The organism is Rhodococcus sp. OAS809, assembly GCF_040546695.1.
Classification (GTDB): Bacteria; Actinomycetota; Actinomycetes; order Mycobacteriales; family Mycobacteriaceae; genus Rhodococcus_F; species Rhodococcus_F qingshengii.
On the sequence record NZ_JBEPOI010000002.1, the window covers coordinates 2532699 to 2546202 of the forward strand.

A 13504-nucleotide genomic window follows, 5' to 3' on the forward strand; every position below is an offset into this window, starting at 1 on the left:
CCCGCTGCGTGGGAGATGCCGGCGCCGAATCGAGCCCGCACCGATAGCGTCCGAAGTAGTTGTCAGACCCTGAACTTCTCGACTGATCGGACTAACTCGATGACCACTCTCGAACCAGACACCACGGCCGCGATCACGGCGACGGTTACCACCTACCTCGACGCCGTGGCTCGCGGATCGTCAGCGGACATCGCCGCCCTCTACGCCGAGAACGCGACGCTCGAAGACCCGGTCGGCAGCGAACCCCGCGTCGGCAAGGCCGCGATCACCGAGTTCTACGGCGCTCTCGAGGGCGGTTCGCAAGAGACGGAACTGCTTACCTTGCGGGTGAGCGGATCCAGCGCGGCCTTCCACTTCCGCGTCGTCACACCGGTGGGCGATCAGGTCTACGAGGTCGAGCCGATCGACGTCATGACTTTCGACGAGGACGCCAAGATCACGAGCATGCGCGCCTTCTGGTCACCGGCCGATCTGATTGCACGCTGATGCGTCAGGTCAGTTGCCGCAACTGCGGAAATCGCGTCCTCGTCGAGAAGTACAGCGAAGCGCACACCAGCGTCCAATGGCTCGAAGAGTCGCAGGAAGTGTGCCCGGAGTTGGGTCGCGTGAACAGCCGTGCCAACGCTCAACGGACGTGTGGCGCTCTGCGCCAGACGATCAACGACCTTGCCGACGCCGGTGAGCTGGAGATGAGCCTGCGCAGCTACCCGGTGCCGGGCAAGCTGTCCTGAACGCTTCCGCGTAGCATTTCGGCGAACATGCGCGCCGATTCCAGGTCGTCGGCGTTCGGCCGCCCCTTCCGGATACCGCCGAACGGCTTGAACGGGAGATAGGTATCCCACGCACGGGACGAGAAGGCTGCGACCACATCGAAGCCCTTCTGTTCGAGCAACTGAACCAGTGGACGCGAGAAGCGATGAATCCCCTTGTCAGGAAAACCACTGGTGGCGAAGACAAAAGCCTTGGATCGCCGTTCTTCGGGGAGTGCCTCGACGAACGAGCGTAAATCTGCGTGGTACGAGCGTAGGTAGATGCCGGAGCCGAACCCCACGAGGTCGTAGTCGGCGAGCTGCGCGGCGTCGATGTCACCGGGCTCGACCACGCGAGCATCGAGAACTTCTCCGATGACGTCGGCGATCAGCTTCGTATTGCCATGGGAGACAGAGGTACACACGATGATTGCTTTCATCGGCTGAGTTCTCTCATTTTGGACATACGCATCCCTCCGCCTGGTTTGTCACTGACAGTTCCAGGATAGAGGCCCCGGCGAAGCTACGGAGAAGGGTGGCGATGGGGAATGATGCCGGTATGTCAGCACGATTGAAGGGGCGAAGACGTGCGGTGAACGCGCTGCTCGTCGACGTCGAACGATGGGCCGCTGAGCACGATGACGTCAAAGCTGTAGCGCTGGTCGGGTCCTACGCGCGCGGCGCGGAGCGTATGGCGAGTGATCTTGATCTGATGATCCTGGCCGACGACGCGAACGCGCTCGCAAATGAAGACTGGTTCGACCGGCTCCGCCCCGACGCGCGATTCATCAGAGCCGCCAACTGGGGGCCAGTCCGAGAACGACGCTTCCGCCTACGGTCCGGTCTTCTCGTCGAACTGAATTTCGCGAGCGAGAGCTGGGCCGACCTTCCGCTCGACGCGGGCACTCGACGCGTCCTCGAAGACGGCCACCGAATCCTGTACGACACCGGGCCTCTTCGCGTCGCTACGAGCGCGGGAAGAACTGCTCGATGAGCACCAAGACGGTCTTCGAGACCTTGGCCGCCGAAATAAACGCGCTGCGCGGCTCTCCCGTCGTCGCGATCGACGGCGTCGACGGGAGCGGCAAGACGACATTCACGAAAAGTCTTGCAGCACAGCTGAATGAACGCCCCGCCATTGTGATTCACGTCGACGACTTCCTCAATCCGCCGGAGATTCGCCATCGCAGAGGTCGGCTGTCACCGGAAGGCTTCTGGCTCGACAGCTACGACTACGACGCCCTCGAGCGTAATGTTCTCGCCCCTCTGAGACCGGGAGGTAACCGCGAGTACCGACCACGACGGGACAGCGACGCGTACTTGCATGCAGCCGACGGAGCCGTAGTCCTCGTCGAGGGACTCTTTCTGCATCGGGACGAATTTGCTTCCCGATGGGACTATTCGATCTTTCTCGACGTGCCCTTCGAGATCACCGCCGAGCGAATGAACCTTCGCGACGGAACGAACGCGGATCCGGAACACCCGTCGATGAACCGTTATGTCGGCGGCCAACGTCTGTACTTCGCGGCTGCAGAGCCCTGGACCCGCGCGGACAGTGTCATCGACAATTCAGACCCGAAACTGCCTCGAATCACGACACATGCCGCCCACTGGAGTTGGCAGTCCGCATCGCCGGCCCCGCGTTTCATCGGTGCGCTGTGGATGTGAATTGGAAGGTTGCGGCATCCACGATCTCAGCGGGCGTGATGTCGATTTCGCCGTTGAGCCAGGCCGTCACCAATTCGGCCAGGCCGCCCACGAACAGTAATCCGTTGATCTCACCCTGATGGGGAGGCCAAGCTCGATCGCCGTACAAGAGCGCAGCCTCGTCGGCCACCATCTGCGCGAACCCACGCAGCGCTCCCCGCCGGTGAGTGCGCAGCGGCTCGTAAGCCACCGACTCGACCATCGCGACACGCCCTTTTCGAGGATCGTCCGTCAGGATGTTGACGAACGAAGCAATGGCGCTCCGCACGCGCTCCTCCCGTGTCCCCTCGGTCGTTCGGAGTGCAGCCATTCCGGCCACGCGCACCTCGTCGACGATTCCGTCGAAAACCTGCTGGAGGAGTTCGTCCCTGCTGGCGAAACTCTCGTAGAAATATCGCTCTGTCAGCTTCGCATGCGCACAGATGGCGGTCATGGTGGCACCCTGCCTGCCCGCGGCCGCAAACACGTCCAGTCCTGCTGCGAGCAAGCTTTCACGCCGAAGCGCGGCCCGCTGCTCACCACTCAGACCGGCATATCGACGGGGTGTGGGAGAAGCCATGAGTCGATCTTGACAGACGACGCGACTGTGACGCAGACTACCCCCATCTGACAGGCGCCACTGTCAGATGCAAACGGAAGGCAGGTACGTGATGTCGAAAATCCTGGCCGCTCCACCCATCCGGTCGCAGTTGCGTCCCATCTCAGGCAATTCGGGACTACCCGGAATAGGGCAAACTTTCGAATACATCCGCGACCCTCTCGCTCTGATGCAAAAACGCTGGGATCGTTACGGCGAGGTCTCGTGGTTCTCGATGGCCGGTAGACGGTGGGTCGCAGCCCTCGGGCCCGACGCATGCCAAGAAGTTCTCCAGAACAAAGACCGCGCTTTTGTCAACAGCGACGGTTGGTCAGTGCTCATCGGCCCCTTCTTTCACGGGGGTCTGATGCTTCTCGACTCCGAAGAGCACCTACGACAACGACGCATCATGCAACAAGCCTTCACGAGATCGCGTCTCGAAAAGACCGTGGACGTGCTGAATCCCGCGATCGCCTCCGCGCTCGACGCCTGGACTCCGTCCGATGGGTTCCGCGCCTACACCGCCCTCAAAGCTCTCACACTCAACCTGGCGACCGACATCTTCATGGGCGGCGCGGAAGGGACCACTGAAAGCGAAATCGACTCTGTGAAAAAAGCTTTCGTCGATTGCGTGCAAGCTGCAACCTCGGTGATCCGTTATCGAGTTCCCGGCACCAGATGGAAGCGCGGCCTCGACGGGCGCCGAACCCTCGAAAACTTCTTCCGCCGCTACCTACCTGCGCGCCGTTCACGCGAAACCGACGACCTGTTTTCCGTTCTCTGTCACATCGAATCAGACACCGGACAGCGCTTCAGCGACGGCGAGGTGATCGATCACATGATCTTCCTGCTGATGGCCGCACATGACACCTCCACCATCACCATCTCGACAATGATGCAATATCTCGGCCAGAATCCGCAGTGGCAGAACAGATGTCGGGCGGAATCACTCGCACTGAGTACGTCGACGCCGAGCTATGCCGAACTCGACCAACTCGCCGGCTTGGACCTGGTGATGAAAGAATGCCTCCGACTCGTCGCTCCCGTGCCGGTCATGGCTCGCCGAGCGGTGTGTGACACCCAGATACAGGACCACTTCGTACCCGCTGGGACCTACGTGTCAGTGGTGCCACATTTCACTCACCACATGCCGCAGTACTGGCCCGACCCCGAACATTTCGATCCCGAACGTTTCGCGGACCACCGACGTGAAGACAAGGTGCACCGGTATGCCTGGGAACCGTTCGGTGGAGGCGTGCACAAATGCCTCGGCATGCACTTCGCCGGCGTCGAAATCAAAGCGATCATGCACCACCTGCTCACACGCTTCGATTGGCAGGTCGCGCCCGGCTACACCGCCCCTCTCAACTACATGTCCTTGCCGTTCCCCTCCGACGGACAGCCGATCGATCTGAAACCACTCACGACTTCTCATGACCGGTAGCGACCGAACCGACGTCAGGATCAACTCGCACATGACTACCGGCACAGACGCTTTCGAAATCCAGAGGAAAACATGAGCACTCGGCCTGCCCGAAACCGGCATGCACGCGCTGCTCCGAAACCAGAGGTCGTCGCAGCGGCGGAGTTCCTACTCGCAGAATCCGACGCCCATGTCTTCCGTCGCCGCTATCTCGAACTGCTCACCCACACCACAGCACCGGATGGCGCAACCGTCACGGACTACACGGTCGCCGAAAGGTATCTACTCAACTCTGCAGCAAAGAGACGTGCTGCGCGGCGCCCGGCCAATCCTTAGCCACGATCGCCGGTCGGGCAGCGCTCGCGGCGAACGTCGAGAACCTCGGCACCGGTTTCACGAATTCGTCGTGGGGTAACGACGAAGAATAGAGTGCGCTGCCTGGGTGACGGCGGTGCGATCGTAGGTTTGCACGAAGTCGAAGGTCCGCTCGAGATCTGGACCGTTGTCATGAAGATCTCGCGCCGACAGCATCGCCGCATGGTGCGGTCCCAGAGTGACGACCGTCCACTCGTTGACGAGATCATCACCCGGGTCGAGCGGCGCGTGTTGAACTTTACCGTCGAGCATCACGGACAGTCCGACACCGTAGACACCGGCAAACCCTACGGTGTCGGCGAGGTGACGCCACCGTGCTGTTGTGGATGCGGTGAAATGCTCGGCTTGTTGAAAGGTGCCCAGAACAAGCATCGAGGAACCCGATGTGGCGGCTTGCGCTTCGAGGGACTTGCTCAGTTGGATCAACAGACGCTTGGTACCGCGCCGGATCCGGCTGTGAGCAGACACGATCGAGTAGGGAGTGCCCACCTCGGGGATGGGATCACTCCACACCGGACTGTCGGGCATCGCGACGACCGGTTCGGACAACAGTGAACTCGGATCGTCGACTGCGGGATACAACTCACCCGTTCCGTATGTGGCTCCGATGGTGATTGCGGCAAGACGGGACGATTCCGAGTCGACACCCTCGGCAAGGATAATCGCGTTCGATCGCTCGACGTAGGCGCCGAGCGCGTGCACCGTCGTTCCCACTTCGAAATATGCTGCCTTGGAAAGCAATTCAGCGGAAGTGATAATGATGTCGGGTTCGACCAAAGACAGAAGTGTCGCCGAGTGCCTGTCGATGCCGACACCGTCGAGTGCAATCAGACGACCGCCCGCGCGGGCTTCTCTGATCACTGCCAGAGAGTTGTGGGGATCGGCAAGCACCGATGCGCTGTCAACCGTGATGACGATCCGTTGCAGATTTCTCGTCGCTCCTTCGATACCAGGAGCGTTCAGAGCTGCTCGGGAAGCCGAGTCGACTGCCACCAGCAACGGCAGGCGATCCGCGACGGTGCATGCGAGTGCAGTACGGGACATGGCCAGTTTGTGACTGTCGAATTCCGAGCGTTGCTGCATCAATTGCGAGGCGCGACGGAGGGCATGCGCCGAACACAGAGAGGAATTGTCAGGCCCACGCAATTGCAACTCGGCGCCTGCAAGTGCGTGGTCGTCGAGGCGGCGTATCGGTGCGAACTGCATGCTTACTTCCAGACCAATCACATCGGAGAACTGGGTGATCGGAGAATTCGACGATGTCGAACCGTTGCTGGTGTCATACGCCATGGTGTGGCTCTTCACTACGAGTCGGGACCACCAAGCGTTCATGCGGCCGGACGCGTCGATGGCAGCGCCGGCTGCTCGACACCGAACGAGACTACCGCAAATCTCGGCGCAACCCGGTGACGACAACCTGATCCCGCGCCGCAAAGTGCACATCGACACGCAGATCAGACCAGATACCAAGTCAACGCGTATCGAGCACTGCTCACTTCACATCGTTCGTGGGAGTCGTTTCCGGCTCAAGCACCGAGAGCATCAGCAGTCGACGTGGCATCGCCCGCAATGAGTTCGGAGGCGCCGAGAGCCTGAAAGATCATGGAGACCGCTCGCGTCGGGGCAAACAAGCGAATGCGGTTGTTGCCACGCCCCGCAGCATCGACAACGGCATTCGCCACTCCGGACGACATGAAGGTCACGCCGGAGAGATCGACGTGAATATCGGTTCCGACCAGGAGAAGTCGGTCGAGCGCGTGCACCAATTCCACCCGCTGACCCATGTCCAATTCTCCGGCAAGTCTCAGTACCGCATACGAAGGGGTGTAGCTTTCCACGTCGATACTGTACCGATGCCCTTCTCGGCCGGCGCTGTCAAAGAGATCGAGAACATTTGCAGCTGAAGAACGTTCGTTGATCGTAGTCATGAAAGCCTCTTGTCTGGACTCGGCGTGCCCCACCGCCCGAATCAGCGATGAATCACTGTGCGTCGGATAACCAACCGTGTCGGTCACTGCGTTCCAGACGAACTCTGCCACCGGCAGGTTTCGCCGACACAACCACATCTATAACGCTAGGGTCTCGAAAACGTCACAGCGCGATATCGCACTTTTGGCGCCACCCCCGACGCACTGAACCGCTACCTCGCCTGGCCCCCGACGTGCCTGCGGGGCGACGTCTCTGCGGCGTCGACCACTGGCTTTCTCGCTCATCGGGAAGGTGGGTTCGCCGCACCACCATTCCGCAATACCTTCTGTGACATGGATAACATTGTCGACGTACTCGTCATCGGATCGGGCGCTGCCGGATCGGCCGCAGCGCTCCAAGCGCACGCCGACGGCGCATCGGTCGTGATTCTGGAAAAGAGCGGACCTGATTCCGCGGGCGGCAACACTCGACTGTCCGGCAGTGGATGGTTCGTCAACCAGGACCCCGCTGCCGCCCGAACCTTCCTGCGTTCGTTGAACGGGGAGTTCCCCGTTGCCGAGGACGTCATCGATGCCTGGGCCGAGAACACTCACGGACTGTCCGACTGGATCCGCAGTCTGGGTGCAACTGTAGCGATGACCGGCGATTTCCATTCCGCGGCAGAGTTCGCCGAACTTGACGGAAGTTCTTGTTACGCAGGGATGGACACCGTCGAAGGGAAGATGGGCAATGAACTTCTCTACCGGTTCCTCGTCTCCGCTCTCGCTGAACGCGGCGTCACAACACTATTCGACACCGAAGCCACCGGACTGCTGACGGATGAATCCGGAGCGGTGACCGGAGTCGAGATCCGTTCGGGTGAAAAGACTTCGCAGATCCAGGCACGCCGGGGCGTCATCCTTGCCACCGGAGGATTCGAAGCAAATCCGACGATGGTGCGCGACTACTTGCGTCTGGAGAATCCGAAGATCTGGGGCTCACCATCGGCAACCGGCGACGGTCACCGCATGGCACAGGCCGTGGGCGCCGATCTGTGGCACATGAACAACATGATGACCATTACGGGAATTCCCGGCGACCTCGAAAATCCGACTGGATTCTTCCTCGCACTGTGGAACGCGCACAACTATGTGTTCCTCAGCCGGGAAGGTAGACGCTTCACCGACGAGTCAGCCGAAATGCGGCATGGTCATGTGTTCAGAGAGGGTTCTTACCAACACTTTCCGGTGCAACCGATGAACGTCGTCTTCGACGAGACGATGAGGTTGGCCGGACAGCTGAGCCCCGGCCGCGACGCACTGCCCGTCGGCCACAGGGTTCTCGACGAAGGGTACGAGTGGAGCTCGGACAATCAAGCCGAGATCGACAAGGGATGGATCCTAAAGGCGGACACGCTCGCCGAACTCGCCGAGAAACTCGGACTGGACCCAACAGTCGTGGAAACGAGCGTGCGACGCTACAACGAGGCGTGCGCGGATGGCATCGACCATTCGTTCGGCCGCAATCCCGAAACTTTGGCCCCGGTGGCTACCGCTCCGTTCTACGCCGTCTCCGGGTCGCCACTGCTGGGATGGAGTAGCGGTGGGCCGCGCCGCGACGGTCATTCCCGCGTACTCGATACTGCCCGCAATCCGATTCCTGGCCTCTACGCCGCGGGCGCGGTCAGTTCCACCTACAGCGCGGCCAAGGACGGCGGATTCCACATTGCCGACGCCTTCGCATTCGGCCGTGTCGCCGGGGCCCATGCCGCCGCGCGTAAAGCTTGATATCGCCGGCCTTTCGACTGACTAGCCACGCACGATTACGTGGCTGGTCAGTTGTGGTCGATCGTCACGCAGATGAATCCTCTGCGCCGGATGAAACCGGGATTCGTACCGGGACGCTATCGCCTCGGCCGTCCCGTAATAGCTCACATCGCGCGGACGTCCCTTCGCACGCCGCAAGGACTCGTCGAAGCTTGCTTCAACCCAGATTCGTAGGTCGAACTGATCTCGCATCAGTCCGCGAAAAAGCAGCACTCCCTCGACGATCACAATGGCGCGATCCGGGACTCGTGGCTTCGACACCACAGATTCGTCTGTCTCCGGATCAGTCGAGACGTAGGAAATTTCGGTAACTTCGGCCAACCGTAGCGGCACCATCACACGGCTACTCAGGTTCGAATAGTCGTACGCATCCTCGAGATACCCACGCACCGTGTCAGGATCTTTGTTCCGTACCGCTTTCGCAGTCGAGAACTCGTCCCCATGGATCATGATGAAGTCATGGCCCGACTTCGAGATACCGGCAGCCAACTCGTCCGCGATCGTCGATTTTCCGGAAGCCTCGATTCCCGAGATCCCGACAAAAGTGCGTCCGGCCCGATCTTCGTGGCAGCGCACGACGTGCTCGACTAGAGAACCCGAATCATCCGCGCCGAAGGTCTTCTGCCGATTCACGCCCGAGCAGCCTTGACCTCGTCGAAGAACGCGATGACGGCTGCCTCGTTCTCCGGCGGAACGGTCAGCGATGCCCGTGGACCTGCTACCGCGATCGAGTCGTCGGCGAGTCTGTTCCCGATGGTGAGTTTCAGTCCCGACTTCGACGGTTTCGCCTTCACCGCAATGTGTTCGACATGCCAACGAGCCACTTCGCTCGTGCTCGCGGCGGTGCGGTCGAAGACCTCCACCGTGCGGTGGTCGAGGACCATCACGATGTTGGTCCCGACGGTGACTTCCAGATAGCGCCGTTCCGCCACGGTGTACGCCTTTCGGTTAGGTGAAACCGACGCTACACACCGTGGCGGAACTCAGCGTGTCAAAACCTCAGCTGTTCAAGATTTCAGCTGTTCGAAACCTCAGCGGGACGAACTTCCTGCATCCACCGGCAGGGCGACCGACGTGATGTAGCGAGCCTCGTCGGAAGACAGGAACAGAGCAGCGTTCGCTACGTCCACCGGTTCGATCCACGGAATGGCGAGCATGTTCATCGTCATCGCTGCGGCAGCAAATTCTTCGCGCGTCGGGTTCTCGAGATCGGGGCGGAACTTGCCGCGCACCAACGGGTTTTGAATCATGAGGGTGTCGACGTTGGTGGGATGGACCGTATTGACGCGTACGTTGTGCGGAGCCAGTTCCTTTGCCAGCGAACGCATCAGACCAACGACTCCATGCTTGGCTGCGGTGTAGTGCGCGACTCCGACCAGCCCCCGAAGTCCGGCGATGGAGCTTGTGAGTGTCATCGATCCCCCGCCCCGCGCGATCAAGTGCGGAGCAGCGACGGTCGTGGTGTGCCACACGCCGGTCAGATTGACGTCCAGCATGGTCTGCCACATCGTTTCCGACATGGTCAGGGCCCCATCGGAGGACGTGATACCAGCTGTAGCGCAGACGATGTCGAGACCACCGAGCGTTCCGACGGCCGAGTCCACGGCACTGCGTAGTGCCTCGAGATCCCGAACGTCCACTACCGCAGATTCGACCTTTCGCCCCAGCGCCCGGATCTGCGCCACTGTCTCATCGAGATCGGCCTCCGTCGCGGGCGGCGTGACTGTGGTTTCCACCGAAGTGCACACGTCGACCGCGATGATGTCCGCGCCCTCTTCGGCAAAACGCACGGCCTGAGCCCGCCCGATTCCTCGTGCCGCACCCGTGATCAGCGCGATCTTGCCTTCCAATCGAGAAGTCATCAATTCATACTTTCTGGGTCAGGCCGGCGTCGACAACCAACTGACAGCCGGTCATGTAGCGGGACTCCGCGGATGCGAGAAACAGGACCGCATTACTGACGTCCACCGGATCGACCCAGGGAACGGGCAGCAAGTTGCGAGCGCTGAGCACTGCAGCAGCGTCTGCTTCGGTGGGATTCTCGATGTCCGGGCACAGGTTCGCGAACACTCGCTCGTTGATGATCATCGGGGTACGTACCGAACCCGGATGCACGGAGTTGACGCGGATACTCTGCGCCCCCAACTCGTTGGCCAGCGTTCTGGCCAGGCCCACCACGGCATGCTTGGCTGCGCTGTAATGACTTGCTCCGGCAATACCTTTGATTCCCGCTGTCGAGCTGACCAGAACGACGGATCCACCGTCGCCGAAGTGCGGAACGCAGGCCTTGACGGTGTGCCACGCGCCGGTCAGATTGACGTCCAGCGAGCGGTTCCACACTGCAGGATCGATGGTCCACGACGGTCCCGGCGTGTCGTAGACGCCCGCATTCGCGACCACGACGTCCAACCCGCCGAGTTCGGTAACGCACTCGGCCACGACGTCGGCCAGGCCGTCGAAGTCCCGAATATCCGCCACACCGGTCACCGCGATACCGCCTCGATCACGCACTGCCTGAGCGGTTTCCGCCAACCCCGATTGTGCCTGTTCGACATCCAACGCGATCACGGACGCGCCTTCCTCGGCGAGCCGCTCACAGTGTGAGCGTCCCATTCCTCCGGCAGCACCCGTCACGAGTACCCGCTTGCCCTCCAGCCGGCTCATGCGTGCACCGCGCTGTTCAGCTCGAAGCCTCGGTATCCCGCTGCTGCCACGTCTGCACAGATGTCGGAGTAGACACCGAAGCCTCCGATGAAGGGCATGAATATCCTCGGCTTTCCCGGGATGTTGGCTCCCATGTACCAGGAGTTCGCGGATGGGAACAATGTTGCCGACGCCCGGCGTGAGCACTCCTCGAGCCAGTTGTCCACGGCTTCGGCACTCGGCTCGATGGTGTCGATCCCCGCCGAATCGAGGTGGTTGATCGCGTCGGCGATCCAGTCGACGTGCTGTTCGGCAGCGAGAATCATGTTGGACAGCACACTCGGGCTACCCGGCCCGGTGACGATGAACAGGTTCGGGAAGCCGTGAACCCCCAAACCAAGATAGGTTCTCGGACCCGCATGCCAGTTCTCTCGCAAGGTCTCGCCGTTGCGGCCACGGATCTCGATGCGATCGAGTGCCCCGGTCATCGCATCGAAACCGGTGGCGAACACCAATGCGTCGAGTTCGTAGTGCGAGTCGGTCGTCTTGATCCCGGCCTCGTCGATTGCCTCGATCGGTGCGCTCTTGAGATCGACCAGGCTCACGTTGTCACGGTTGTAGCTCTGGTAGTAGTCGGTGTCCGTCACGATCCGCTTGGTCCCGATGGGGTGGTCGTTCGGGATCAGCAGGTCGGCGATGGCCTGATCTTCGACCACCGATCTGATCTTGGCCTCGGCAAATGCGGCCGCCGTCGCGTTGGCGTCGATGTTGCTGGTCTGGTCTGCGAAGGTTTTGGCGAACAGAACACCGCCGAGCTTCCACCGCTCCTCGTAGGCCGCGTTCCTCTCGGCCTCGGACACCTCGAGCGCGCTGCGAGGATCCGAGACGAACGGTGATCCACCGCCGCTGCGCTTGGACAGCGCTCGGCGCTCGGCGTAGTCGGCCTTGATCTCTGCGCGTCGTTTGTCATCGAGAGGCGTGTTTCCCGCCGGCACACTGTAATTCGCGGACCGCTGGAACACGAAGAGGTGATCGGCCTGCTCGGCGATCAACGGAACGGACTGGATGCCCGACGATCCGGTGCCGATCACTCCCACTCGCTTGCCGGTGAAATCGACGCCCTCGTGCGGCCAGAAGCCGGTGTGGAAGACCTCACCGCCGAAAGTCTCGCGACCTGCAATGTTCGGAACGTTCGCGGTCGAGAGGCTGCCCGTGGCGCACACCACGAACCGCGAGGTGACGTCATGACCACCGTCGGTGTGCACTCGCCACGTCGACGAGTCCTCGTCGAACTGTGCGCTCAGGACACGGGTATCGAAAGTGAACCCACTGCGTAGGTCGAAGCGATCGGCGACGTGATCGAGGTAGGACAGGATCTCCGGCTGCGCGGCGTACTTCTCGCTCCAGTCCCAATCCTGTTGCAACTCTTCGGAGAACGAGTAGGAGTAGTCGAAACTCTCGACATCGCAGCGTGCGCCCGGGTAGCGGTTGAAGTACCACGTGCCGCCCACTCCGGAGCCCGCCTCGAAGCCGTGGACACGCAGCCCCTGCTCGCGAAGTCGGTGCATGGCGTACATGCCGGCGACGCCGGCGCCGATGACTACGACGTCGAGTGGTGCGGTAGAGAAGTCAGGATCGGTCATGGTGGCCACGCTACGAGTGGGTTGAACGGTAGAGGAACAGGTTCTCCCGCTGGGTGGGCGGAGAGTGCTGTGTCCACCGATTGGGGGACAGCGATGTCGTCCAGCACTCGGACCCGTAGGTGGACAGACCCGAAGGGATTTCGGGGCCATAGTTGTCTCATCACAGAAACACACGGTCACCGAGACCGACAAATCGAGGAGAACATGATGAGCACCAACACAATGCGACCCGAAGCACTTTCCTTCTCCGGCCTCAGCATGGCAGCTCTGGTTGCCCGCTCCGCCGGTGCGAACACGGTGAAGTCGATGACCGACACATCCGTCACGACGGCGATGATCAGCAATTCGGGTCGCGGGGCCCTGTATCTGGTCCACGCGTCCAATCCGAACGGCGACTGGGTCGTCCCGCCGGCGGACTACATCCTCCCCAACATGAACGTGAACGTTGTGGCCACGAGCAAGAACCAGAACGACTTCCCCATCGTGCTCACGTACCGCTCCGACGACGGTGGAGTGTTTGTCTTCAGTGCCACCAACTCGAAGACCAGGGCGGATGCCGGCGGTACGTACGCCCCCGACAGCCACGACGTCACGGTGACGATGACCTCGGGTTACCCGGCCATGAACGTCACGTACGTGCTTCGGTGACGCTT

17 protein-coding genes are annotated in these 13504 nt (G+C 61.3%); 8 read left to right on the forward strand and 9 right to left on the reverse strand.

Going from position 1 to position 13504, the window contains the following annotated elements:
* Positions 1-99 precede the first annotated feature (99 nt).
* A complete protein-coding gene (locus ABIE52_RS14830) occupies positions 100-486 on the forward strand; it encodes a nuclear transport factor 2 family protein (RefSeq protein ID WP_003944423.1) in 387 nt (128 codons plus the stop codon).
* On the forward strand, positions 486-731 hold the full coding sequence (locus ABIE52_RS14835; RefSeq protein WP_003944366.1) for a hypothetical protein: 246 nt from the start codon (positions 486-488) through the stop codon (positions 729-731). The genes ABIE52_RS14830 and ABIE52_RS14835 overlap by 1 nt, the downstream gene beginning before the upstream one ends.
* On the opposite strand, the gene ABIE52_RS14840 is transcribed toward ABIE52_RS14835, so the two are convergent.
* The gene (locus ABIE52_RS14840; RefSeq protein ID WP_003944338.1) at positions 704-1189 is read right to left on the reverse strand and encodes a flavodoxin family protein; all 486 of its coding nucleotides are present in this window, start codon (positions 1187-1189) and stop codon (positions 704-706) included. The genes ABIE52_RS14835 and ABIE52_RS14840 overlap by 28 nt on opposite strands.
* A gap of 119 nt (positions 1190-1308) precedes the next feature.
* Here ABIE52_RS14840 and ABIE52_RS14845 point away from each other — a divergent pair, with 119 nt between their 5' ends.
* Entirely contained in the window at positions 1309-1743 is a 435-nt protein-coding gene (locus tag ABIE52_RS14845) for a nucleotidyltransferase domain-containing protein (protein ID WP_037131485.1), read from the forward strand.
* Entirely contained in the window at positions 1740-2417 is a 678-nt protein-coding gene (locus tag ABIE52_RS14850; protein ID WP_192712066.1) for a nucleoside/nucleotide kinase family protein, read from the forward strand. Before ABIE52_RS14845 ends, ABIE52_RS14850 begins: the two co-directional genes overlap by 4 nt.
* Here the strand turns inward: ABIE52_RS14850 and ABIE52_RS14855 are convergent.
* Positions 2395-3015, reverse strand: a complete 621-nt coding sequence (locus ABIE52_RS14855; RefSeq protein WP_054827522.1) for a TetR/AcrR family transcriptional regulator — start codon at positions 3013-3015, stop codon at positions 2395-2397. The genes ABIE52_RS14850 and ABIE52_RS14855 overlap by 23 nt on opposite strands.
* A gap of 91 nt (positions 3016-3106) precedes the next feature.
* On the opposite strand from ABIE52_RS14855, the gene ABIE52_RS14860 reads away from it, so the two are divergent.
* Positions 3107-4477: a cytochrome P450 gene (locus ABIE52_RS14860; protein ID WP_080726744.1), complete on the forward strand. Its 1371-nt coding sequence runs from the start codon at positions 3107-3109 to the stop codon at positions 4475-4477.
* A gap of 72 nt (positions 4478-4549) precedes the next feature.
* Positions 4550-4792, forward strand: a complete 243-nt coding sequence (locus ABIE52_RS14865; protein ID WP_064114255.1) for a hypothetical protein — start codon at positions 4550-4552, stop codon at positions 4790-4792.
* A gap of 57 nt (positions 4793-4849) precedes the next feature.
* On the opposite strand, the gene ABIE52_RS14870 is transcribed toward ABIE52_RS14865, so the two are convergent.
* Together ABIE52_RS14870 and ABIE52_RS14875 are read right to left on the reverse strand one after the other, a co-directional pair.
* Entirely contained in the window at positions 4850-6121 is a 1272-nt protein-coding gene (locus ABIE52_RS14870) for an EAL domain-containing protein (protein ID WP_192712065.1), read from the reverse strand.
* Between the two features lie 236 nt (positions 6122-6357).
* Positions 6358-6669, reverse strand: a complete 312-nt coding sequence (locus ABIE52_RS14875; RefSeq protein WP_228232503.1) for an STAS domain-containing protein — start codon at positions 6667-6669, stop codon at positions 6358-6360.
* A gap of 423 nt (positions 6670-7092) precedes the next feature.
* Here ABIE52_RS14875 and ABIE52_RS14880 point away from each other — a divergent pair, with 423 nt between their 5' ends.
* On the forward strand, positions 7093-8526 hold the full coding sequence (locus tag ABIE52_RS14880; RefSeq protein ID WP_054187130.1) for an FAD-dependent oxidoreductase: 1434 nt from the start codon (positions 7093-7095) through the stop codon (positions 8524-8526).
* 21 nt (positions 8527-8547) lie between these two features.
* Here ABIE52_RS14880 and ABIE52_RS14885 read toward each other — a convergent pair whose 3' ends face one another.
* The 5 genes from ABIE52_RS14885 to ABIE52_RS14905 form a co-directional block, all read right to left on the reverse strand.
* Entirely contained in the window at positions 8548-9198 is a 651-nt protein-coding gene (locus ABIE52_RS14885) for a nucleoside/nucleotide kinase family protein (protein ID WP_003944437.1), read from the reverse strand.
* Entirely contained in the window at positions 9195-9497 is a 303-nt protein-coding gene (locus tag ABIE52_RS14890) for a hypothetical protein (protein ID WP_042924156.1), read from the reverse strand. The genes ABIE52_RS14885 and ABIE52_RS14890 overlap by 4 nt, the downstream gene beginning before the upstream one ends.
* A 99-nt stretch (positions 9498-9596) precedes the next feature.
* Positions 9597-10427 carry a mycofactocin-coupled SDR family oxidoreductase gene (locus tag ABIE52_RS14895; RefSeq protein WP_007726714.1) on the reverse strand — a complete coding sequence of 277 codons (831 nt, stop codon included), beginning with the start codon at positions 10425-10427 and terminating at the stop codon, positions 9597-9599.
* 4 nt (positions 10428-10431) lie between these two features.
* Positions 10432-11229, reverse strand: a complete 798-nt coding sequence (locus ABIE52_RS14900; RefSeq protein WP_047269493.1) for a mycofactocin-coupled SDR family oxidoreductase — start codon at positions 11227-11229, stop codon at positions 10432-10434.
* Complete coding sequence (locus tag ABIE52_RS14905) at positions 11226-12851, reverse strand: flavin-containing monooxygenase (RefSeq protein WP_007726712.1); 1626 nt, start codon at positions 12849-12851, stop codon at positions 11226-11228. Before ABIE52_RS14905 ends, ABIE52_RS14900 begins: the two co-directional genes overlap by 4 nt.
* Before the next feature lie 207 nt (positions 12852-13058).
* Between ABIE52_RS14905 and ABIE52_RS14910 the strand changes: the two genes are divergently transcribed.
* Entirely contained in the window at positions 13059-13499 is a 441-nt protein-coding gene (locus tag ABIE52_RS14910; RefSeq protein WP_192712064.1) for a hypothetical protein, read from the forward strand.
* Positions 13500-13504 lie beyond the last annotated feature (5 nt).

What these genes read in the sequence shown, in the direction of transcription:
- ABIE52_RS14870 (WP_192712065.1), bottom strand. Translation starts at nt 6,121, where the DNA reads ATGGCGTATGACACCAGCAACGGTTCGACATCGTCGAATTCTCCGATC.
- ABIE52_RS14845 (WP_037131485.1), top strand. Translation starts at nt 1,309, where the DNA reads ATGTCAGCACGATTGAAGGGGCGAAGACGTGCGGTGAACGCGCTGCTC.
- ABIE52_RS14905 (WP_007726712.1), bottom strand. Translation starts at nt 12,851, where the DNA reads ATGACCGATCCTGACTTCTCTACCGCACCACTCGACGTCGTAGTCATC.
- ABIE52_RS14840 (WP_003944338.1), bottom strand. Translation starts at nt 1,189, where the DNA reads ATGAAAGCAATCATCGTGTGTACCTCTGTCTCCCATGGCAATACGAAG.
- ABIE52_RS14860 (WP_080726744.1), top strand. Translation starts at nt 3,107, where the DNA reads ATGTCGAAAATCCTGGCCGCTCCACCCATCCGGTCGCAGTTGCGTCCC.
- ABIE52_RS14850 (WP_192712066.1), top strand. Translation starts at nt 1,740, where the DNA reads ATGAGCACCAAGACGGTCTTCGAGACCTTGGCCGCCGAAATAAACGCG.
- ABIE52_RS14835 (WP_003944366.1), top strand. Translation starts at nt 486, where the DNA reads ATGCGTCAGGTCAGTTGCCGCAACTGCGGAAATCGCGTCCTCGTCGAG.
- ABIE52_RS14865 (WP_064114255.1), top strand. Translation starts at nt 4,550, where the DNA reads ATGAGCACTCGGCCTGCCCGAAACCGGCATGCACGCGCTGCTCCGAAA.
- ABIE52_RS14910 (WP_192712064.1), top strand. Translation starts at nt 13,059, where the DNA reads ATGAGCACCAACACAATGCGACCCGAAGCACTTTCCTTCTCCGGCCTC.
- ABIE52_RS14895 (WP_007726714.1), bottom strand. Translation starts at nt 10,427, where the DNA reads ATGACTTCTCGATTGGAAGGCAAGATCGCGCTGATCACGGGTGCGGCA.
- ABIE52_RS14880 (WP_054187130.1), top strand. Translation starts at nt 7,093, where the DNA reads ATGGATAACATTGTCGACGTACTCGTCATCGGATCGGGCGCTGCCGGA.
- ABIE52_RS14900 (WP_047269493.1), bottom strand. Translation starts at nt 11,229, where the DNA reads ATGAGCCGGCTGGAGGGCAAGCGGGTACTCGTGACGGGTGCTGCCGGA.
- ABIE52_RS14830 (WP_003944423.1), top strand. Translation starts at nt 100, where the DNA reads ATGACCACTCTCGAACCAGACACCACGGCCGCGATCACGGCGACGGTT.
- ABIE52_RS14855 (WP_054827522.1), bottom strand. Translation starts at nt 3,015, where the DNA reads ATGGCTTCTCCCACACCCCGTCGATATGCCGGTCTGAGTGGTGAGCAG.